Source organism: Cohnella lubricantis (assembly GCF_014212015.1).
Classification (GTDB): domain Bacteria; phylum Bacillota; class Bacilli; order Paenibacillales; family Paenibacillaceae; genus Cohnella; species Cohnella lubricantis.
In genome coordinates, this window is record NZ_JACJVN010000052.1 from 1 (window position 1) to 21,092 (window position 21,092).

General features: G+C 59.4%; 17 protein-coding genes and 2 riboswitches. Of the genes, 1 reads left to right on the plus strand and 16 read right to left on the minus strand.

All coding sequences use genetic code 11. The annotated features are described in order from the left end of the window. Nucleotides 1–91: 91 nt before the first annotated feature. Nucleotides 92–179: riboswitch (cyclic di-GMP riboswitch) on the minus strand. Between the two features lie 477 nt (nt 180–656). From H4Q31_RS12920 to H4Q31_RS12975, 12 genes are all read right to left on the minus strand, one after another. After that, the gene (locus H4Q31_RS12920) at nt 657–2,186 is read right to left on the minus strand and encodes a M23 family metallopeptidase (protein WP_185179479.1); all 1,530 of its coding nucleotides are present in this window, start codon (nt 2,184–2,186) and stop codon (nt 657–659) included. Nucleotides 2,187–2,369: 183 nt separating this feature from the next. After that, nucleotides 2,370–3,185, minus strand: coding sequence for a hypothetical protein (locus tag H4Q31_RS12925; RefSeq protein ID WP_185179480.1), 816 nt, complete (start codon nt 3,183–3,185; stop codon nt 2,370–2,372). Nucleotides 3,186–3,491: 306 nt separating this feature from the next. Then, nucleotides 3,492–4,778: an adenylosuccinate synthase gene (locus H4Q31_RS12930; RefSeq protein ID WP_185179481.1), complete on the minus strand. Its 1,287-nt coding sequence runs from the start codon at nt 4,776–4,778 to the stop codon at nt 3,492–3,494. Between the two features lie 171 nt (nt 4,779–4,949). Continuing rightward, entirely contained in the window at nt 4,950–6,308 is a 1,359-nt protein-coding gene (dnaB, locus tag H4Q31_RS12935) for a replicative DNA helicase (protein ID WP_185179482.1), read from the minus strand. Between the two features lie 4 nt (nt 6,309–6,312). After that, nucleotides 6,313–6,756: a 50S ribosomal protein L9 gene (gene rplI, locus H4Q31_RS12940; RefSeq protein ID WP_185179483.1), complete on the minus strand. Its 444-nt coding sequence runs from the start codon at nt 6,754–6,756 to the stop codon at nt 6,313–6,315. Beyond that, complete coding sequence (locus H4Q31_RS12945; protein ID WP_185179484.1) at nt 6,753–8,723, minus strand: DHH family phosphoesterase; 1,971 nt, start codon at nt 8,721–8,723, stop codon at nt 6,753–6,755. Before H4Q31_RS12945 ends, rplI begins: the two co-directional genes overlap by 4 nt. A 69-nt stretch (nt 8,724–8,792) precedes the next feature. After that, nucleotides 8,793–9,698 carry a DUF2232 domain-containing protein gene (locus H4Q31_RS12950; protein ID WP_185179485.1) on the minus strand — a complete coding sequence of 302 codons (906 nt, stop codon included), beginning with the start codon at nt 9,696–9,698 and terminating at the stop codon, nt 8,793–8,795. A gap of 5 nt (nt 9,699–9,703) precedes the next feature. After that, nucleotides 9,704–10,006 carry a MazG-like family protein gene (locus tag H4Q31_RS12955; protein WP_185179486.1) on the minus strand — a complete coding sequence of 101 codons (303 nt, stop codon included), beginning with the start codon at nt 10,004–10,006 and terminating at the stop codon, nt 9,704–9,706. A gap of 578 nt (nt 10,007–10,584) precedes the next feature. Next, nucleotides 10,585–12,564 (minus strand): amidohydrolase family protein, encoded by a 1,980-nt coding sequence (locus H4Q31_RS12960; protein WP_245347485.1) that lies wholly within the window; start codon nt 12,562–12,564, stop codon nt 10,585–10,587. A gap of 73 nt (nt 12,565–12,637) precedes the next feature. Beyond that, a complete protein-coding gene (locus H4Q31_RS12965) occupies nt 12,638–13,078 on the minus strand; it encodes a CBS domain-containing protein (RefSeq protein ID WP_185179487.1) in 441 nt (146 codons plus the stop codon). Between the two features lie 128 nt (nt 13,079–13,206). Further along, a complete protein-coding gene (locus H4Q31_RS12970) occupies nt 13,207–14,265 on the minus strand; it encodes an LCP family protein (protein WP_185179488.1) in 1,059 nt (352 codons plus the stop codon). A gap of 129 nt (nt 14,266–14,394) precedes the next feature. After that, a complete protein-coding gene (locus tag H4Q31_RS12975; protein ID WP_185179489.1) occupies nt 14,395–15,162 on the minus strand; it encodes a helix-turn-helix transcriptional regulator in 768 nt (255 codons plus the stop codon). Between the two features lie 121 nt (nt 15,163–15,283). Here H4Q31_RS12975 and pyk point away from each other — a divergent pair, with 121 nt between their 5' ends. Further along, nucleotides 15,284–16,702, plus strand: a complete 1,419-nt coding sequence (gene pyk, locus H4Q31_RS12980) for a pyruvate kinase (protein ID WP_185179490.1) — start codon at nt 15,284–15,286, stop codon at nt 16,700–16,702. Nucleotides 16,703–16,772: 70 nt separating this feature from the next. Here pyk and H4Q31_RS12985 read toward each other — a convergent pair whose 3' ends face one another. From H4Q31_RS12985 to ectB, 4 genes are all read right to left on the minus strand, one after another. After that, nucleotides 16,773–17,972, minus strand: a complete 1,200-nt coding sequence (locus H4Q31_RS12985) for a KamA family radical SAM protein (protein ID WP_185179491.1) — start codon at nt 17,970–17,972, stop codon at nt 16,773–16,775. A gap of 192 nt (nt 17,973–18,164) precedes the next feature. Beyond that, a riboswitch (cyclic di-AMP (ydaO/yuaA leader) is annotated at nt 18,165–18,310 on the minus strand. Nucleotides 18,311–18,429: 119 nt separating this feature from the next. Further along, a complete protein-coding gene (gene thpD / locus H4Q31_RS12990) occupies nt 18,430–19,320 on the minus strand; it encodes an ectoine hydroxylase (protein WP_185179492.1) in 891 nt (296 codons plus the stop codon). 24 nt (nt 19,321–19,344) lie between these two features. Beyond that, complete coding sequence (locus tag H4Q31_RS12995) at nt 19,345–19,737, minus strand: ectoine synthase (RefSeq protein ID WP_185179493.1); 393 nt, start codon at nt 19,735–19,737, stop codon at nt 19,345–19,347. Nucleotides 19,738–19,782: 45 nt separating this feature from the next. Then, complete coding sequence (gene ectB, locus H4Q31_RS13000) at nt 19,783–21,081, minus strand: diaminobutyrate--2-oxoglutarate transaminase (RefSeq protein WP_185179494.1); 1,299 nt, start codon at nt 21,079–21,081, stop codon at nt 19,783–19,785. Between the last annotated feature and the right edge of the window lie 11 nt (nt 21,082–21,092).

Genomic DNA, 21,092 nt, shown 5'->3' on the forward strand with positions numbered 1-21,092 from the left:
TTACAGGAATAGCTCCTAATGTGACAAGCTATCTGACCGTTCCCGAAAGGAAGGCTGTAGCGGAGCAATAGGAAAAAGCTCCCCTTCATCTTCCGGCAGCTGGCTGGCGTAACGCTCTCGCGTCCATAGCCCCTGTAGCTTTGCGTCGACGGCTTTCACCGGCTTTGCCTTTATCGAGATGCAGCGGAGCCTTGCGTTCGCCGATCTGATGTCTCTCATCATAAACGGCAGCGACACGAACTTAAAATCCGACTCAAACCCCAATTATTTGAATATTTCGATATGTCATTCGGCATGTTTGACGCATAGTCCTTTGGTTCGAGGAGATTCCGCAAGACATGCCCGTCCACGTCGATTGTTGAGAACATTTACCCTAGATTGGTGGGAAAATATACATATTATCCGCGATTGCGACAGAAACCGCCATGATGGAGGCCGCTCCGCAGGTCGAGGCTGCCCGCCGATCGGCGTCCCGGATATCACCATCTATGGAACCACGCGATCTCCCCTTGCTTCAGCACTTCTCGATACCGATAACGCCTTTATTACCCATTACTTGTTAATCCTGCGACGAGATCGGCCAGAATTCGGGCACGCAAATGAAGAGAACCACCGGAGCATGCTCCGATGGTTCTCTATCTCTTCATATATATGGATTAAAGATAGCTGGTTGGGTTCTTAAGGTCGCCGTTCAAGTGGACCTCGAAGTGAAGATGCGTGCCGGTCGATTCGCCGGTGTTGCCCATAATGCCGATCTTGTCTCCCTTGGAGACGACCTGCCCCTCCTTAACGGAGAAGCTCTTCAAATGCCCGTACAGCGTCTCAAAGCCATTGTTATGATTAATGATAATAACGTTCCCGTAGCCGGTCTTCTGGCCGACGAATTCGACCGTTCCGTTGTCGGCTGCCTTGATCGTCTTGTCGCCGACCATGTCGATGCCCTTGTGCAGCTTGCCCCACCGCGTGCCCATGTAGCTGGTAATGCGGTGATTCGAGACCGGCCAAGCGAACTTGCCGGTGCCTTCGCTCGGGATGACCTTCGTTCCTTTGAGAATTATGGTCGATACCGCAGGCTCCAGCACTTGGGAAGCGATCTGCTCTTCCTCTACCATCATGCCGTTGTTCTTCACGAGGCGGTAAGTGACTTGCTTCTTGCCGTCCTTGCCCTCGCGCAGCGTCTTCGATTGGCCGACCTTCATGTCCTCGCTCTTGCGAATCTCAACGGGCGGGTCGATGACTTCAATCTCGGTGACCTCTTCTTCGGAGGTGACGTGAACCACCGGCTTCTTCACCGTAATATCAAGTTCGTCCCCCGGCTTGATCTCGTCATCCTGAATCCAAGGGTTATTGGCATAGATCACGTCGCTCGGGACGCCCGTCTTCTCTGCGATACAGCTGATGCAGTCGCCCTTCTGGACTGTGTAGGTGCGCTTGGCCGGATTGCCGGTCGTCAGCTTCTTGAAGACATCCTCCGGATCGGCCAGTTCGCTGGGGTTGATATCAGTCGGAATGATTGTGATGTCTTCTTCGAAGGAGACGGACTTCACGACCCGGGTCGGCTCTTCCGATGCCTGGGCCGTATCGAACGCTAGCGCCTTCACCTGCGTCTTGGCAGCGGCGTTCGGCACGAATTTGTCCTTGATTCGCTGAAGGATCTCGTATGCCGTCTGCTGCTTGTAAAAAAAAGCGACGGTCTTGCCGCCGACGACCAGCTTGACGCCTACCGGGTGCGACTTCAAGCCGCTGTTCAGCGCTTGCAGAGTCGCCTCGTCATCAGGACTCTTGTTGAAGGCGCTGACTTCCTCGTAAGCTACTTGATTGTCATTCAGCTGATAGGTAACATCCGCCGAGGCTAACTGTGCGGATTTGGCTTGGACTGCCTCTTCTACGAGCTGCTTGCTGCTAATCTCGCCGATCGGCTGGCCATTCAATAAGACTTTATAATAAGAGTTCGTATGAGCTTGAACATATTGCTGCGTTCCGATCAGGATGCCGACCACCGCGACAGCCGAGGCCGAGGCGATCATGATAGGTTTGCGGCGCTGCAACGCATACTTGATTGCTGGTTGGGTCTTTTGTTGGACAACTGTCATCCCTTTCAAGCACGTAGAGCGGACTTGTCGAAAGCTGCGCTTGAGAATCGCGCCCGCGCTTCGAAGCCGATCCGGTTTCTTGAAGTCGGTCATGATCTTCTCCTTTGTTCTCCCAGAAAGGTAAAGTTTGGCTAATATAGCTCAAAACCAACTCTAACTTTAGCACAACATTCAAGAGACTATCAATAAACCGAAGATGAAGATTATCTCATAAAGAAGCAAGAAAGCCGCTGATTTCCAGCGGCTCGCAAGCGTCCTCATACCTAATTATTCGACTTATGGGGCGATCGATGGTCCTCCCCCTGTCTGCGACTCCGGTTGGAGAAGCCTCATCATCTCTGCGTATTCTTCCTCGTTCAACGCGCCTTCGAGCATCGTCTGCACTTCCGTCATCTCTTCCTCGTCCAGCCCTCCGTCCAAGTAGGCGGACAGCTGCTGCAGCTGAGACGCGCTAAGCTTCGAGACGACGATCGAGTAGAGCTTCTGCCGTTCCTCTTCATCAAGCGGGTCCGATGCCGCAGCTGACCCGCTTCCCTCGCTCCAGACCGGCACGGCATCGCCTGGCGCTTCGGCTTCTCCCCCAGAGCCTGCTGCCGCGTCTCCGTCTCCGTCTCCCGGCCGGTATCCCCCGGCGCCGGCTCCCGCACCCGTCCCGGCGCTGCCGGTTGTTCCGCCGCCGCTGCTCATACCTCCGCCGGAGCCATTGCTGCCGCCAACGCCTTCTCCTGCAGCGCCGTTATCGTCCGATCCGTCCAATTCCCCATCCTGCGCCCAGCCTGGGACCGGGCTGCCGGATGGATACGGCCCAGCCGCGGACGAACCGCCTGGCAGCTCGGCCGTTTGCGCCGGCGTTCCGCCGGAAGCAGATTCGTCCTGCGCCTCGCTTGCCTCCTTCGGCCGCTCATCCGCACCCCACAGCTTGCCCCATACGCCTGACAGTGCGAACGGCTGCACGTCCAGCGGAATCTCCAGCTCCTTCAGCACCGTCTGCACGTAGCTGTTCACGATATAGCCGGTCGTCCATACGCACAAGAAGCTAAGCAGCACCGCGCTGGCCAACAGCTTGGCGCCCCATTCGATCCATCTCCACATCATGATGCCCCCTACTCACTATGTCTCATAGTTTTCAGTATGGGCAAACCTCGCGACTCTCATTCTCTTATTGGAAGAAACAATCTAAGGGAGCGTACGCAGCAAGCTCTGCTATCTGTTCCTTTCTATCTGCTAACCCTCGATCTCTTATCGCTATTCAATTCTGCAATTGTGCAGCTTCTATCCTTTTCAATAGACTCCGTTCCGATAAGCGCAAGAAAGCCTGCACATTGGCAGGCTTTCTTGCTTGTGGTTTGCTTCTAATCGCTAGCCTAGCTGGCTGCCAGGATTCTGGCTCTGCTGGCCTTACTCGTAGATCGCCGCCACTTGGTTCGTCTGCTCGCGGTTGCGGCCGACGGAGAAGATGGCGATCGGAATGCCCGTCAACTCGGACACGCGCTCCACGTAGCGGCGCGTGTTCTCCGGCAGATCCGCCAGCGTCTTCGCGCTGGAGATGTCCTCGTTCCAGCCCGGCAACTCCTCGTAGATCGCTTCGCATTCCGCGAGCATCTTCAGGTTCGCCGGATAGTGCTCGATCACTTCACCGCGGTAGCGGTAGGCGGTACAGATCTTCACCGTCTCCAGCCCGCTCAGCACGTCAAGCGAGTTGAGCGACAGGCCGGTGATGCCGCTGACGCGGCGCGCGTGGCGGACGACGACCGTATCGAACCAGCCGACGCGGCGCGGACGGCCGGTGACGGTGCCGTACTCGTGGCCCTTGTCGCGGATCCATTGGCCGAGATCGTCATGCAGCTCGGTCGGGAACGGACCGTCGCCGACGCGGGTCGTGTACGCCTTCGCCACGCCGATGACTTGGCGAATCTTCGACGGACCGACGCCCGACCCGATGCAGACGCCGCCAGCGGACGGGTTCGAGCTCGTGACGAACGGGTACGTGCCTTGGTCGAGGTCGAGCATGACGCCTTGCGCGCCTTCGAACAGCACCTTCTTGCCTTCGTCGATCGCGTCGTTCAGCACGACGGACGTATCCGTCACGAACGGGCGAAGCTTCTCGGCCAGCTCGAGATAATCCTTGATGATCTGGTCCGCATCCAGCGGCTCGCCGCCATACACCTGTGCGATCATCTGGTTCTTCTCCTCGACCATGCGGCGGGCCTTGGAAGCGAACTCCTCCGGATCCATCAGATCGGCGATGCGAATGCCGCTCCGCGCGGCCTTGTCCATGTAGCACGGTCCGATACCCTTGCGCGTCGTGCCGATCTTGTTGTCGGCCTTGCGGTCTTCCTCCAGTGCATCCAGCACGAGGTGGTAAGGCATGATGACATGCGCGCGGTCGCTGACGCGCAGGTTGTCCACGCTGAAGCCGTTATCGATAATGTATTGAATCTCTTCCCACAGCGCCGCGGGATTGATGACCATCCCGTTGCCGATGACGCACACTTTGTTCTGATTGAAGATGCCTGACGGAATCATCGTCAGCTTATATTTCTTATTCTGAATGAGAATCGTATGGCCGGCATTGTTGCCGCCCTGGTAACGGGCTACGACATCCGCCTTCTCCGCGAGATAGTCCGTAATCTTCCCCTTGCCCTCGTCTCCCCATTGCGTTCCCACGACTACAACTGTAGACAAAGCAATCCCTCCACCCGGCTGATTCGCTCATGCCGGCATGATATGGCCTCCAACAGCCAAAAAGGCCGCAAGGCGGCATGATTAGTGTAGCAAGCGGCATCCAAGAAGTCAATAAAAAGCCGAACGATTACATATACACCTATGTAATCGTTCGGAAATTTTCCTTATATATTAAGCGCTAACTTCATGAGTTCGGTCCAAACTGACGAATTTATTAAAGTTCTTCAAGAACACCAGCTCAACGGTACCAACGGGTCCGTTCCGCTGCTTGGCAATAATGATCTCGATAATATTCTTCTTCTCTGTATCCTGATTATAATAATCGTCCCGATACAGGAACGCGACGATGTCGGCGTCCTGCTCGATCGAGCCCGATTCCCGCAGGTCGGACATCATCGGACGCTTGTCCTGACGCTGCTCGACGCCCCGCGACAGCTGCGATAACGCGATGACCGGCACTTCCAGCTCGCGGGCGATCTGCTTCAGCGTACGCGAGATCTCCGAGACCTCCTGCTGCCGGTTCTCGCCGGCCTTGCCGCGGCCTTGAATGAGCTGCAGGTAATCGATCAGGATCATCCCGAGCCCCTTCTCCTTCTTCAACCGCCGGCACTTGGCGCGAATATCGGCGACCGTGATGCCCGGCGTATCGTCGATGAACACCTGCGCCTCGGACAGTGCACCGATCGCCATCGTCAGCTTCTCCCAGTCGTCGCCTTCGAGATAGCCTGTCCGCATCCGGCCCGCATCGACGTTCGATTCGGCGCACAGCATCCGCTGCACGAGCTGGGCGGCGGACATCTCGAGGCTGAAGATCGCGACGGTCTCGCCGGCGCGCACGGCGACGTTCTGCGCGACATTCAGCGCGAACGCGGTCTTGCCTACGGACGGCCGCGCGGCGACGATGATAAGGTCGCTGCGCTGGAAGCCAGCCGTCATCTTGTCAAGATCGCGGAAGCCGGACGGAATGCCCGTCGTGCCGCCTTTGTTGGTATAGAGGAACTCAACCTTGTCGAAGACCTCCATCAGAACGTCGCGAATGCTGATGAAGCCGGAGGAGGAGCGGCGGTTCGAGATCTCCATGATCCGCTGCTCGGCGTCGTTGATCAGTACCGCGACGTCGTCTTCCGCTGCGAAGCCGTTCGAGACGATCTGCGTCGCAGTTCGGATCAGCCGCCGCATCATCGACTTCTCTTCGACGATCTGCGCGTAATACTCAACGTTCGCCGCCGTCGGCACTGCATTAGCCAGCTTCGTCAAATAGGTGACGCCGCCGATCTCCTCCAGTTGGTTCTTGTCCTGAAGACGAGCCGTCAGCGTCACGAGATCGAGCGGCTGGTTGTCGTCGTTCAGATCGGTCATCGCTTCGTAGATGCGCTGGTGCGCCACGCTGTAGAAGTCCTCGGCCCGAATACGCTCCATCGCCGTAATCAACGCTTCGGTCTCGAGCAGAATCGCGCCCAGCACCGCCTGCTCCGCCTCCAGATTCTGAGGCGGTATTCGTCCTTCCAGCATCGGTTCGGTGACGCTCATCCGATTATTCCTCCACGACTTGCACGTTTAGGGTACCCTTCACATCGGGATACAATTTAAGCGGCACCTTGGTCGTGCCGAGCGTCCGGATCGGATCGTGCAATTCGATCTTCCGCTTGTCGACCGTAATCTTCTGCTTCTCCAACGCCTCGGCGATCTGCTTGCTCGTGATCGCGCCGAACAGCCTGCCGCCTTCGCCAGCCTTCGCCTTGATGACGATCGTCATCTCCGACAGCTTCGCGGCGAGCGCCTGCGCGTCTTCCTTCTCGCGCTCCTTCTTCTTCGCGGCCGATGCCGCCATCTGATCGAGCGTCTTCTTCGCGCCGTCGGTCGCGATCTGGACATATCCCTTCGGCAGCAGGAAGTTGCGCGCATAGCCCTCCGACACTTCCTTGACTTCGCCCTTCTTGCCTTGTCCCTTCACGTCTTGAAGAAAAATGACCTTCATTCCGGCAGCCCCTCTTCCCCTTGGATTTCTTTAAGAACCTGCTTCAGCCGTTCCGCCGCTTCCAGCGGCGTCACGCCTTGCAATTGTGCGGCGGCATTGGTAAGATGCCCCCCGCCTCCCATGCGTTCCATGACGACTTGCACGTTGATCTGCCCGAGCGAACGGGCGCTAATGCCGACGAGTCCGTCCGGACGCTCGGCGATGACGAACGACGCTCGAATCCCGGTCATGTTCAGCAGCGTATCCGCCGCTTGCGCGATCAAGAGCTGCGGCACGGTCTTGCCCGAATCCGCGACTGCGAGCGCGATGTGGCTGTCGAGCGTCTCCGCATGCTGAATGATCGCGGCCTTCTTGATGTATTCTTCCAGGTCCTCCTTCAGCATCCGCTGAATGAGGGCCGGATCGGCTCCGTTGCGTCTCAGGAACGAAGCCGCTTCGAACGTCCGTGAGCCCGTGCGCAGCGCGAAGCTCTTCGTGTCCACCGTGATGCCGGCGAGCAGCGCCGTCGCTTCGCGGACGTCCAGCACGACCCGCTCCTGAATGTATTGCAGTACCTCCGTCACCAGCTCGCAGGTGGAGGAAGCGTACGGCTCCATGTAGATGAGCACCGCTTCGTCGATGAATTCCTCGCTGCGCCGGTGGTGGTCGATGACGACGATGCGGTCGGTCTGCTGCAGCAGCTTCGGCTCCGCCACCATCGAAGCGCGGTGCGTATCGACGACGACGGCCAGCGATCGCCGGTTCGTCACGAGCAGCGCCTGCTCCGGCGTAATGAACCGCTTGATCAGCTTCTCGTCCTCGCGGATCATCTCCATCAGCCGCCCGATGGACGGGTTGATGCCTTCGAGGACGACGTACGATTCCTTGCCGAACTGGTTCGCCGCTTTCACGACGCCGATCGCGGCGCCGATGGCGTCCATGTCCGGCATCTTGTGGCCCATGATGACGATGTTGTCGCTCTCCTTGATCAGATCCCGCAGCGCATGCGAGATGACCCGCGCGCGCACGCGCGTCCGCTTCTCGACCGCGTTGCTCTTGCCGCCGTAGAAGCTCTGGCGCTGCCCGAACTTCACGACCGCTTGGTCGCCGCCGCGGCCGAGCGCGATATCGAGGCTGCCCTGGGCCAGATGGCCGAGCTCGATGATATCGTCCGTTCCGGAAGCGAAGCCGATGGAGAGCGTCATCGGCAGCTTCAGGTTCATCGTGATCTCCCGGACCTCATCGAGGAGATCGAACCGGGATTGCTCCAGCTGGCGCAGCGCCAGCTGATTGGCGACGACCATGTATTTGTCCGACGAGAGGCGGCGTAGGAACAAGCCATATTTTTGCGACCATTCGTTGATCTCGCCCGTCACCTTCGAGAGCAGAATCGCGCGCTGCTGCTCGTCCATCCCTTGGCTGATCTCCTCGAGATTGTCCATCATGACGATCCCGAGCGCCAGCTTCTCGTCCTCGTAACGCTTGGACAGCGTCCAACTGCTGGTGATGTCCGTCACGTAGAGCATGCGCTCCTGCTGGCGGAAGACGGCCTCGTACACGCGGTCGTTCAGCTTGATCTCCACCGTATGGGCGTCCTTCTCCTTGGACGGAACCTGCAGCGACGGGAACAGCTCCGACAACGGAACGCCGACGGCCGAATGGCGGCCGGTTACAGCGGCGATATAAGCATTATGCCATTGGACTTCCTTCTCTTCATTATACAAAATAATGCCAAACGGCAGCGTGCCGATCACGTCGTTGCTCACGCCTTTGATCCGATGCGACAGCGTCAGCACGTAATCGTTCAGATCCTTGCGGAACGCCCGTTCCGCCAGCATGGCGTAGGCGCCAACCGCGCCTCCGAGCAGAAGGCCGGCCAAGCCGAGCGCCCACTGGTACCAGGCTAGCGCGACCGTGAGAAGGAGAATAAGTACGAGCGCCCATATATTGTGCATGCCGTGCCATCGATGAACGAGAAACTTGGGCATGTGAAGCTTCGCTCCCTTGGTGATGACCTCTTAAGCGCCGGCATGGGCTTGAAGCGGTCCGGATAGGCCTTACTTCGAGAAATATCGCCGCAGCGGGAACGCCACGTCGATCAGCCCGATCAAGTACAAAGGAGAGATCAGAAATACCGGAATCGCAATGGCGATCGGCGCAATCCGCGGCCACTTCTTCATATCTGCGAGATAGAAGAAGAAGGCGATCGCCTGAATTCGGAATGCGAATTGGAGAATCGGCACGGCATTCGCCGCAACCGTGTTCCAGAATCCCTCATAATCCGGCGAGAGTGCATAGCTGAGGATCAAAGCGACGAAGTAGTAGAAGACTAAGCTGCGCGGCAGCATCCAGTTCTTCATCGGCGACATGGCCGGCACGACGATTCCCATCGAACGCAGCGAGAGTCTGGATAGATAATGCGTAATAATTGCGAACAAGAACGAAGACAGCAGCAGCAGCGAAGGCAGCGCCGTCACGATAGCGTCGCCGAGCGAATCGGCGGTTGTGGCCGCCCAATCCGAAGGCAGCAGCGCGCCGCTCTGCACCTGCGCGAGCGTCTCCTCCAGCAGGCTGGACATCTGCCCCGCCAGATCCATATCGTATTGAGTCGAGAATATCGCCAGTTCAATAATTAATTGTGCGATCAAGATGAGAATAATAGTCGTCACGACGGTGCGCGCCGGCCGATGCTTCTTGTACATATGCCCCATTACCGCTGACGGTATAAGGAAGAAGAAGCCGAGCGACAGCGGAATAACCGCATAGGTGCCGAGCAGCAAGACCGTCACAAGTCCGACGCCGACCAGATGCAAGAGGAACGGAATCGGCTTCAATATGGTATAGAGCACAACTATAGGAACCATGAGCAGGAACATGGTAACGACGATCAGGTTCGTCGGAATGCTAAGCAGCAGAACCAGCGCCGCAGCGCTCCACGCCACGGATTTCCAGCCGATGTTCAACAGGGTCACCTCTTGCGAATATGTTCTTCCAACGCTGATAGATCGCGGTAATGATCCTCCAGCTGATGTCCTTCTTGCTTCAACTTGGCGAGCTTATCGGCCACGGCTGCGTCCAGCTCCCGGTAAGAGATGCCCAGGCGGCGCCCCAGAATGTAGACTCCGGCGATGAGCCCTGCCATGCTGTCCACGATTCGGACGGTGCTGCCGTCCCACATCGCTTTGAACAGCCGGGATACTTGGTCGATGATCTCCGTCTTCAGCCATTCAATCGTCTTGGCTCTCGTAGCGACATCCACATCTCGTTCCATCGCTTGAACCATCCTCTCCCAGCAATGATCCTAGAAAGCTGCAACCCTCATTATATCACACATTCGCCTGCGGTCCGCAATGTACAAATCAAGGGCGAGAGCCTTCTCCAGCGCCGTCTTGTCGAACCTTCGCCGCGATCCGCTCGCGTTCGAAGCCATCCGTCCCGTGACGACAGCGCACACTGTCGGAGCCCGGCGATCTACCCAGATCCGCAAGTGTGAAAAATGGTGCTTTAGCCGCCCCCGATTCCGGCAGCGGCTCTGTTCCGGCGCTTCGTTCGCCAGCGGCGGGCAACACGAATAAGGCCCCGCTCTACTTGCCGGCGGGACCTTCATGGCGCGCAACATGTGGTCTTCCTAATTCATGCACATTAGCCGACCCTCATGGAGCACGGCCTCCAACTTTGTGAGGCGAAGTGTAGATATGCAACTAGCTGACCGCTCATTGAAGCATCACGCGGTGGCCGCCTTGGTGCGCCGCACGCATAGACGGCGGTTGCGGCACGGCCGTACGCATCAGCGGCGGTTGCGGTGTGCCGCACGCCTAAGCGCCCTGCGCAGCTTCTTCGCACCCGGCCTCATGCCGCGCTTGCCTCGGCGCGCCAGTTGCCGGCTTCGCCTGGCGTCAGCGTCCAGCCGAGCGCTTGCAGCGTCTCCAGCGACACGTAGCTGCGGTCGCCGATCGACAGCAGCTCCGCTTCGCCGCCTTCCCAGAGCAGGCGGTGGCCCCGCTCCAGCATCAGCTCGCCGTCCGGCGGCGGCGGCAGCAACGTGTTCGCCGCCGGCGCGCGCGCGGCCGCGGCCAGCTTGTACGCGCGGTCGGGCTTGCTCCAGCGCAGCTCGCAGCCTTGGGCTTCCAGCACCGCGGCGTCCACGTAGCGCTCGCCGCGGTACGCCACAAGCGCCGCTCGCGCGCGGCCGGCCGTCAGCGTCCCGACGCTTCCGCGCACGCGCACGAACTCGCTGCGAATCGGCTGCCCGAGCCGGACGCCGCGGTGCAGCCCTTGGCCGTCCAGCGCGACTTGGCCGCCAACGAGCACGTACTTAATGCCCGCCGACGTCAGATTCGGCTTCTCCACTGTAGAACGGTCGCTGATCGTGCCGTAATCGAACACGACAATATCGGCGTCCATGCCGCGGGCGATGCGCCCCTTCTTCTGCAGCGCAGGCGCTTGGCGCTCCAGCCGTTGCGCGGGCATTAGCGTCATCTTCGCGATCGCGTCGATGAGCGGCAGCACCTCATGCTCCCGCACATAGAGCCCGACCGTGCGCGCGAACGTGCCGGACGCCCGCGGATGGTTGTTGTAGCCGGGCTCGAGAATCGCGTCGCTGCCGATCATGACGAACGGCGCGCGCAGCGAGTCCATGATGTCCTGCTCCGGAATGGCGTAAGCGACGGCGAGCTTGCCCTGCCGCTTATACACCTTGAACGTCTCCTCCGTCAGCCGCTCCGGCGTGCCCGCGATCTGCAAGTCGTGATACGAGATGCGGAAGCGCTCCTGCCAGCCTTCATCGAAGCGCGCGGAATTCAGATACGTCCCCCAATAGTCATAAGGATACGTGCAGGCGGTCATGTCGAGCCCCTCCCGGCGCGCCTCCTCGAGCATGCCGAGCGACTGCTTCATCGAGAACGTGCCGCCCGTGCTGTTGATATGATCGACATGCACCGAAGCGCCCGTCGACTTCGCGTAGCCGATCAGCTCGTTCACCGCTTCGAGGTTCGTCCCCGGCTCTTCCATATCGGAGTAGCGCGCGTGGAAGTAGACCGGCACGTTATACTTGTACGCCAGCCGCATCATCGGCAGAATCTCCGGCGCCCGGATGCCGGGCACGTACTCCAGGCTGAACGAGATGCCGAGCGCGCCGTCGTTCAGCGCCTTCTCCGCCTGCGCGAGCAGAATGGCGGTCTCCGCCGGCGTCGCGGAATCGTACCGGCTGAGCGCGAACTGGTTACGCGCTTGCGAGTAGAAGAAGGAAGCGCCGAAGTGGATCGGCAGCTTGCTGCGGGTGTAATAGGCATACCACTTGTCAGGGTGAGCCGTGCCGCCGTGCATGGCGATGTTGCTCGTCACGCCGTCGGCCAGCTTGTTCCAGACGCCGAGCGGATTCGGATCGTACGAGAGGTTGTCGATGAAGCCCGGCGCGACGACGAGGCCGGAGGCGTCGATCTCGCGCCGGCCGTGCACGCGCTTGTCGGTGACGAGCGCGATGCGGCCGTCCTCGATCGCGACACTCAGCCCCTCGCGGTCGAGCCTCGTCTCGGGATTGATGACGCGCCCGCCCCGGATGACGATGTCGTAGGTGCGGGCGAGCTCCTCAGGCGTCGGCGTATCGACGCCGTCGCCCGCGGGAGCCGCGGCGGCCTCGCGTGACGGCGAGTTCACGCCGCCCATGGCAACGCGAAGAGCCGCTCCCTTCGCTTGCGCGGAAGGAGCGGCAGTGTTCGGCTGGCCGAGCGCCGGAACGGCCAGCCAGAGTATGACAGCGGTAGCGATCGCCGCCGCTTCGCCTAGGGCAATTGTTACTTTCTTCATGCCGCTGTGTCGTCTTGAAGCCATGAATCCTATCCTCCAGCACGGATATGACCGCCGCGAGACTCGCGCAAGCGTCATTTCCATTGTTTGCTAAAGATTAGGCTTCCCTGCGGGCGGGCTTCTCATCCATCGTGGCCGGAAGCAATACGCGTTCGCAATAATCGATAATATCGCTGCGGCGGACGATGCCGATGAAGCTGCCCATATCGTCGATGACGGGCACGAAATTCTGCGTCTTCGCCAACGTGATCAAGTCTTCCATATTCGCTTCAATCTGTACCGGGCGAATCTCCACGCGGAACGGCACTTCCGACAGCTGCACGCGGTGCGCATTGTCGAATCCGATATCCGGGCGGCTCTTCAGGAACCAGAGCAGGTCTCCTTCGGTCACCGTGCCGACATATTTGCCATCGTCGGTTAGAACCGGAACAGCCGTGTACCGGTGGCGTTCCATTCGCTCCAGTGTCTGCCTCAGCGTCGCGCTCTCCGGCAGACAGACAACCTCCTGCTTCGGAAGAAGGAAAAAGGCGATGTTCAAATCTATTCCTCTCCTCTGTCGTTCATAGGTCTAGCTATCGCTGTTCGCGCAAGAGCGGCCGAGTCTCTTCACGGCTCTCGGCCGCTTCTATTATACCATGCCGGCATCGCATTCGGCACGGCGAAGCGTCAAGACGCAAGCGCATCCGTTGCGTTCGCGGAATAGGCGGCGTTCGTCCCGCCATTCGCCTCAGCCTTCGCGCCGGGCGTCGTCAACTGCGGCTCCGGCGTGCTCGGGTTCAGCCAAGCCGCGATCGTCTGCCGCACGTTCGCCAGGTCCTCTTCGTCCAGCACCATATACCACAGGTTGCTCTTGCCCATTCTCGCGCCGGTGCCCTTCAGGGTGTAGCTCTGAATGCGATGGTCCGTCTGCAGGAATTGCTTGGCCAGATCCGTCAGCGACGAAGGCGGCAGATCGGTCCGGAAGTTGTCGCCGGCAATGCCGAGCAGCTCCGGAATCTTATCCCACTCGTTCAGGGACGACGCCTTGTGGATGATCGACTCCAAGAACACGCGGTTGCGCTCCGTCCGCGCGACGTCCCCGCCCGCGTCCTCGCGATAGCGCACGTAGTCGAGCGCCTCCTCGCCGGAGTAGCTCTCTTGGTTCGCCTTGATCGTGAACTTCTCGTGATCCGCGCCCTTGTTGACGATATCCTCCGTGATCGGCAGCGGGATGCCCCCCAGCGTATCGACCACCTGAACGAACCCTTCGAAGTTAATCGATGCATAATGGTCGATATGGGCGTCCAGCAGCTTCTCCACGCTGTTCACCGCCATCTCGGGACCGCCGTAGGCGTAAGCGTGCGTAATCTTATCCTTCTTGTTCTTCCCGACGATGTCGGCGTACGCGTCGCGCGGAATGGAGATCATCAGCACGTTGCCGTCCTGCGGACGAACGACCGTATAGATGAGCGTATCGGAGCGGCCGGCGAGTTCGCCGGGACGGGCATCGACGCCCATGAGCAGCAGGGCGAACGGCTCCGTTACCGCCGGCGCCTCGGACGGCGCCGGGCGATCCTCCAGCGGCTGATAGGAATCGGCCAGCTTGGCTTCTACCTTTTTGGACAGGAACATATCGAAGCCCCAAGCAGCCAGCGCCCCCCGGTTGACATAGCCGAGGCCCGAAGCAATGACTAGCACAGCAACTATAGCAATAGCAATCTTGAATCCTCTGTGTTGTTTATTCATGGTGTGATCGCTGAAGTCCTTTCTCTTGTGAATCGCCTGACACTTAATAGACGAGCAGGCGGGCAACAGGGTTCCATCTCGAAGCTGCTAATTTTCTTCCAATCCCGGCAGGCGCAGGTGAGGCGAGCCTTATCTATCCTTCATGAATTCGGAAGGATTCTTGCCGGTCGAGCGCTTGAACAGCCGGTGAAAATATGAGACATCCCGATAGCCGAGCAGATCCGAGATCTCTCCTACGGTCAACAGCGAATCGGCCAGCAGATAGATCGCCTTCTTGATTCGCGTCGCGTGCACATATTCGCTGATCGTCTGGCCCGTCGCCCGCCGGAACAGCGCCGCCGCGTAATTCGGGCTGACGCCGATGTATTCGCCGAGCGACTCCTTCGTCACTCTCTCGCGGTAATGCTCGAGAATATAGTCCTTCATCCGCTGCGCATGATAATCGGCAGTCTGGGTGACCGGCCCTTCGCTCCATTGCCGGTGCCACAACGCGAGCAGCTCGGTCACGATCGCCTGACCGCGAATGTCCGCGAACGCGGCTCTGTCCCGCCATTCGTCAGCCATAAGGCGCAGCCGCTCCGCCGACCATTCGAACATGGCCGGCTTCAGATGGATCCACTTGCCCGACGCCAGCCACGGCAGCCGATTCGCATCTTCTCCAGGCGTGAAGCGCACCTCGTACTTCTCATGGAAGACGGACGGCACGCTCTTCGCGTAATAGTTCATTCCCCGGGGAATAAACAAGACGTCGCCCTTCTCCAGGATCACTTTGGCATGGTTAATCCAGTAGACGCATTTGCCGTAGTTCAGCAGAATGATCGTATGCCATGGCCGTGCGCCTTCCTCTTCGAACCATTCCATCAGCCGGTCGTGCCGGATCTCCTGTATCGCCATCATCGCTTATCGCCGCCCGTCCCTGGACTGTGTACTATATTGCATACAGCATACTATATTGCATGTTTAAATTCTAGATTAAGGATTACAATAGGGGCATCCATTCGTTGGGGGGAATCATTCGATGAGGAAGACCAAAATTATTTGTACCATGGGGCCCGCTTGCGACTCCGTCGATATATTGAAGCAAATGATTGAGGCCGGCATGAACGTGGCGCGGCTGAATATGGCTCACGGCGAGTTAAGCGACCATAGCGCGCGCATCGAACGCATTCGCCAGGCGGCTCGCGAGACGGGCGCGATTGTCTCGATTCTGATGGACATCAAGGGCCCGGAGGTGCGCATTGGCAAGCTGAAGGAGCCTTCCTATGAGCTGAAGGCCGGCGACCTGCTGACGCTGACGACGGAGATGCAGCCCGGCGACGCCGAGACGATCGCCGTCAACTACGCGGAGCTGCCGCTCGTCGTGAAGTCCGGGAACACGATTCTGATCGACGACGGGCTCATTCAATTGACCGTCGAATCGGTGACGGACAAGACGGTCGTCTGCCGCATCGTCAGCGGCGGCGTCATCAAGCCGAACAAGGGCGTGAACCTGCCGGGCATCCATACGACGCTGCCGGGCGTAACGGAGCGCGACGTACGCCACATCGCCTTCGGCGTGGAGCAAGGCGTCGACATCATCGCCGCTTCCTTCGTCCGCAAGGCGGACGACGTGCGGGAGATCCGCCGATTGCTAGAGGAGCAGAACGCGGGGCATATTCAGATCATCTCGAAGATCGAGAATGAGGAAGGCGTGGACAATCTGGACGCGATCATCGAAGCGTCCGACGGCATTATGGTCGCGCGCGGCGACCTCGGCGTCGAGATTCCGGTCGAGGAAGTGCCGATGATCCAGCGCGAGATGATCGAGAAGTGCAACCTGGCGGCCAAGCCGGTCATCGTCGCGACGCACATGCTCGACTCGATGCAGGTGAATCCGCGTCCGACGCGCGCCGAAGTGAGCGATACCGCCAACGCGGTGCTGCAAGGCTCCGACGCGATCATGCTGTCCGGCGAATCCGCCGCCGGCAAGTATCCGGTGCAGTCGGTCGCTACGATGGCGTCCATCGCGGTGCGCGCCGAGTCGGTCTATGACAGCGGCACGAGCGCCAGCAACCGGCTGAAGGAGCATCTCGAAGAGTCCGTCACCGAGATCATCAGCGAAGCGGTCGTCAGCTCGGCCGGCAAGCTGAACGCGAAGGCGATCCTCACCCCGACGGTGAGCGGCTTCACCGCACGTATGGTGTCCAAGTATCGCCCGAAGGCGCCGATCATTGCCATCACGCCGGACGAGCGTGTGCTGGCTCGGCTATCGCTGCTATGGGGCGTCATCCCGGTCAAAGGCGAGGCCACCGAATCGACCGACGAGATGATTCAGTCGGCGGTCGCAGGCGGCAGCGCCACAGGCCTGCTGCAATCCGGCGACTTCGTCGTCATCTCCGCCGGTACGCCGGCTGGCGTGGCGGGCGTCACGAACCTCATTAAGATTCAGCAGGTGTGAACGAGGCTGAATACCAGAAGGCTTGCTCGGCAATTTGCGAGCAAGCCTTTTCCTATGCTTTTCGAACAGGCTATGAGGTGACCGTCTGCGTCTCCTTCCGTGTCCGCGCCTGCTTGCCCGAAGGCAAATCCGGCAGTTCATTCACGGAGACGACGGCGTCCGTGCGCTTCTTCGGCTTCGTCCAATGCTGTTCGCTGCCGGGCAGATCGTCGAACCAGGAGGCGTCCGGCGGGCAATCCAGCATCATGAACTTGCCGTATTGGCCGTCCCGCGATTGATGATATTTCAAGTAGGCTTTGCCATTCTCGATAGCCAATATCTCGATCTTCCCGGACGTGTGGCTCATGGACAAGCGAACCCGCTTGCCTAGTCCGGACGTAAGCGCCTTCGCTTCCTCTACGATCCGGTACACCCGCTCCAGCGGCAGCACGAAGTCGCGGTTGCCTGCGACCGGGCGATTAACGAAGAAGTAGTAGGGCGTCACTCCCGCCCAGGACAGCCTGTCGAGCAGCTCGCCGAGCACCTTCGGATCGTCGTTGATTCCTCGGAGTATCGGCGTTTGGTTCACCACGACGACGCCTGCCTTATGAAGAGCCTCGAACCCGCGAACGGCTTCGGGCGTTATTTCCCTCGGATGATTGATATGCGCCATGACGTAGATCCGGTTGTCCGGCGTCGAGTAAGTCTGGAGCGTCTCGAGCAGCTCCTCGTCCTCATAGATGCGCATCGGGTTGAACACCGGAATCTTGGATCCCAGCCGGATGATCTTCACGTGTTCGATCCCGCGCAGACGCGCCAGAATCGCCTTCAGCTTCGGCGTGCCGAGAATTAAGCTGTCTCCGCCGGTTAGCAGCACATTGTTGATCTGCGGCTGACCCGCGATATATTGCAGGCCGGGCTCCACATCTGTCGTCGCTTCCTTCACGTCGTTGCGGAACAACCGCTTGCGGAAGCAATAGCGGCAATAGGCCCCGCACACCTCCGAGACGATCAAGAGCGCGGTCGAGTCGTACTTGTGCTGGCAGCCGGGCACGACGTAGTTCGTATCCTCGTCGGAAGCGTCCCAGCGGCCGTATTCCTGCAGCTCTCCTTCGTTCGGAATGACGAGCTTGCGGATCGGATCGTTCGGATCGTTCCAATTGATCAGATTCAAGTAATAGTCGTTCACGCGAAACACGAATTTGTCTGTAATCGGCTTCAGTCTCTCCCGTTCCGCCTCTGACAGCTGCTCGATCTTCCCGATATCGGTCCGGTATTTGGGTTGCGGCATTGTTTTCTCCTCCTCAAGAGATATGATCGATCTTCAGATCGGCCCCCCGGATGGTTCTCCCCTCCTTCCCTCCAAACAGCAAAAGACCCTGTTCCCGAGGATACGGATATCCGGCCGGGAGAGGGTCCCTTAAAAAACGCAAAAAGACCCTCTGAAAGGGTCAAGTCCTGTCTGTGTCATCTTGCTTCTTCTGTTTGACCCATCCACAGCTGACGAGGTTAGCTGACGGGCTCGGGATAGATGGTTCCCTACCTTCCGATCGGAAGGATACGCCCCGGAATACTTGGTTCCCCCGCTTCCCAGCGCATGCGGCGCCGGAAACTAAGCTTAGTATCAGCATAGTTTAATTGGATTGATTTGTCAATTTTCCCTAGAGATCATCAACCGGCACCGCAACGAAGAACGGCACCGGCGCCTGGCCGATGCCGCTTCAGCGGAAGGCGGAAGAGGGATCGCCTTACTCCGAACGCGTCGCGATGAAGTCAGGTCTCGGCTGCGCGGCGGAGAACGGTTCCTCCAAGCGGTTCTCTACGCTGTTGAACACGCAGAAGACGTTGCTGCGCGGGAGCGGCGAGATGTTCCCGCTGGAGCCGTGCATCAGGTTGCAGTCGAACAGCAGCAGCGACCCCGCCTTGCCGACCGGCATCTTCAGCCCATATTGCTCCACCAGCTTCGTTAAGCTCTCCTGGTCGGGCACGCCAATCTCCTGCTTGCGCAGCGAATCCCGGTAATGATTGTCCGGCGTCGCCCCTACGCAGCTGACGAAGACGCGGTGAGAGCCCGGCACAACCATTAGCGATCCGTTGAAAATGGTGTTGTCCTCCAGCGCAAGCGAGCAGCTGAGCGCGCGCATGCGGGGCATTCCGTCTTCGGCGTGCCACGTCTCGAAGTCGGAATGCCAATAGAATTCCTTGCCGGTGAAGCCCGGCTTGAAGTTGATCCGCGACTGGTGCACGTATACCGGACCGCCGAGAATCTGCTGCACGACCGCCTGCAATCTCGGGTGCGCAGTCAGCTCGCGGAACACCTCGTTGCTGCGGTGCACGGCGAATACCGAGCGCACCTCGTCGCTTCCCGGCTCGCGGACGATCTCGGGCCGGTCGGTATTGCGGCTGTCTTCGAGCAGCTGCTTCAGCTCCGACTTGTAAGCCGCAACCTCCCCATCCGTGAAGAACGATTCGAAGAACAGATAGCCGTTCTCTTCATAGAAAGCGAGCTGCTCCTTGTCGATGACCTCCTGGTTCAGCACCTGATTGTACACAACCGGGTCCTGGCGCTCCAGCCATTGCGGCCGGTCGGCCTTGCGCGTTGGGTAAGCGTCGACTCCTACTCTCATGGCTTCCGTCATCTCGTATCCCTTCCTCTCTCCAATTTAATTGGCGGAAGAGGCGACATAAGCCCCTTCTTCATCGTGAACTTCCCTGCCCGTGCAAGGCGGGTTGAACACGCACACCACTCGCATATCTGTCTTGCCTCCGCGCAGCAGATGGCGCTCGTGGCCGTTCAGCACGTACATCGTGCCCGGCACGATCTTGTACTTCTCGCCGCTTCCCGTCAGCTCGACTTCTCCTTCCCCTTCGATGCAGTAGACGGCCTCGATATGATGCTTATACCAGATGAGCGTCTCGGTTCCGGCTTTGATCACCGTGTCGTGAAGCGAGAAGCCGACGCCGTCATCCTTCAGCAGCAGCCGGCGGCTGCTCCAGTTCGGCGTATCCACGTCGAATTCCGTTCCGATTCTCTCTTCTAAGGTTCTGACGATCATGGCAGTTGATCGCTCCTCTCGTTATGGATCTCGTTACAGATCTCGTTATTGAATAACTGCCGCTTCCATCGAGCCGGCTGCCGCCTTGACGCTGTCGTCCAGAATCCGCAGCCCTTCCGATAAGCCCTCCGAATCGATGATGAGCGGCGGCATCGCCTTGATCACTTCGCTGTCCGTTCCCGACGTCTCGATGACAAGGCCGCGCTTGAACGCTTCCTGGCTGATCCGCTCGGCTATTCCTGCTTCGAACGCGATGCCCTGCATGAGCCCGCGTCCCCGCACTTCCGCCTGGAGCGCGGGATAGCGGCTGGCGATAATATTGAGCGCGTTCCGCAATTGCTTCGCCTTGCGGGAGATGTCCGCCTCGAATTCGCCGTTCTCCCAGTGGCGAAGCGCTTCGGCCGCGGTCACGAACGCCAGGTTGTTCCCGCGGAAGGTGCCGTTGTGCTCTCCCGGCGACCAGAGATCCAGCTCCGGCTTGAACAGCGTAAGAGCCATCGGGAGCCCATAGCCGCCGATCGACTTGGACAGGCAGACGATGTCCGGCTTCAGTCCGAACGGCTCGAAGCTGAAGAATGGTCCCGTCCGTCCGCAGCCCATCTGGATATCGTCGACGATCAGCAGCATGCCGTACCGCCGGCATAGCTCCGCCAGTCCGCGAAGCCAAGGCTCGCTCGCCGCGTTAAGCCCTCCTTCGCCCTGCAGCGTCTCGAGTATGACCGCCGCCGGCAGCGAGATCCCGCTTCCGCTGTCCTTCAGGAAATTCTCAATGTACGTGAGCGTATTGACGTTCGGGCCCATATACCCGTCATACGGGAACGTCACCGCATGATGAAGCGGAACGCCGGCGCCTTTGCGCTTGAACTTGTTGCCCGTGACGGCGAGCGCGCCTAGCGTCATGCCGTGGAACGCATTCGTGAAGCCGATAACCGTCTGCCGGCCGGTCGCCTTGCGAGCCAGCTTGAGCGCGCTCTCGACGGCGTTCGTGCCGGTCGGGCCGGGGAACATGACTTTGTAGGACAGGCCTCGAGGCTTCAAGATAGCGTCTCTGAACCGCTGCAGGAACCGTTCCTTGGCCTCCGTCGCCATGTCCAAGCTGTGAGAGATGCCGTCTTCTTGCAGATAGTCGATCAGCTTGCGCTTCATATCCGTTGGGTTATGTCCGTAATTCAAGGCTCCCGCCCCGGAGAAAAAATCGATGTACTCCTTCCCGTCGGTGTCCCACAGCCGATAGCCGGAAGCCTTGCGGAACACTGCGGGGAAGGAACGAATGTAGCTTCTCACTTCGGATTCCATCTCTTCGAATACGTTCAGCGCACCAGAGCCTTGTTCTAACGGGAACATGTCCTGTCATC

Excerpts from the sequence above, each read along its gene's own strand:
- H4Q31_RS12920 (WP_185179479.1), bottom strand. The coding sequence starts at position 2,186 with ATGACCGACTTCAAGAAACCGGATCGGCTTCGAAGCGCGGGCGCGATT.
- H4Q31_RS12925 (WP_185179480.1), bottom strand. The coding sequence starts at position 3,185 with ATGTGGAGATGGATCGAATGGGGCGCCAAGCTGTTGGCCAGCGCGGTG.
- dnaB (WP_185179482.1), bottom strand. The coding sequence starts at position 6,308 with ATGAGCGTCACCGAACCGATGCTGGAAGGACGAATACCGCCTCAGAAT.
- rplI (WP_185179483.1), bottom strand. The coding sequence starts at position 6,756 with ATGAAGGTCATTTTTCTTCAAGACGTGAAGGGACAAGGCAAGAAGGGC.
- H4Q31_RS12945 (WP_185179484.1), bottom strand. The coding sequence starts at position 8,723 with ATGCCCAAGTTTCTCGTTCATCGATGGCACGGCATGCACAATATATGG.
- H4Q31_RS12955 (WP_185179486.1), bottom strand. The coding sequence starts at position 10,006 with ATGGAACGAGATGTGGATGTCGCTACGAGAGCCAAGACGATTGAATGG.
- H4Q31_RS12960 (WP_245347485.1), bottom strand. The coding sequence starts at position 12,564 with ATGGCTTCAAGACGACACAGCGGCATGAAGAAAGTAACAATTGCCCTA.
- H4Q31_RS12970 (WP_185179488.1), bottom strand. The coding sequence starts at position 14,265 with ATGAATAAACAACACAGAGGATTCAAGATTGCTATTGCTATAGTTGCT.
- H4Q31_RS12975 (WP_185179489.1), bottom strand. The coding sequence starts at position 15,162 with ATGATGGCGATACAGGAGATCCGGCACGACCGGCTGATGGAATGGTTC.
- pyk (WP_185179490.1), top strand. The coding sequence starts at position 15,284 with ATGAGGAAGACCAAAATTATTTGTACCATGGGGCCCGCTTGCGACTCC.
- H4Q31_RS12985 (WP_185179491.1), bottom strand. The coding sequence starts at position 17,972 with ATGCCGCAACCCAAATACCGGACCGATATCGGGAAGATCGAGCAGCTG.
- thpD (WP_185179492.1), bottom strand. The coding sequence starts at position 19,320 with ATGACGGAAGCCATGAGAGTAGGAGTCGACGCTTACCCAACGCGCAAG.
- H4Q31_RS12995 (WP_185179493.1), bottom strand. The coding sequence starts at position 19,737 with ATGATCGTCAGAACCTTAGAAGAGAGAATCGGAACGGAATTCGACGTG.
- ectB (WP_185179494.1), bottom strand. The coding sequence starts at position 21,081 with ATGTTCCCGTTAGAACAAGGCTCTGGTGCGCTGAACGTATTCGAAGAG.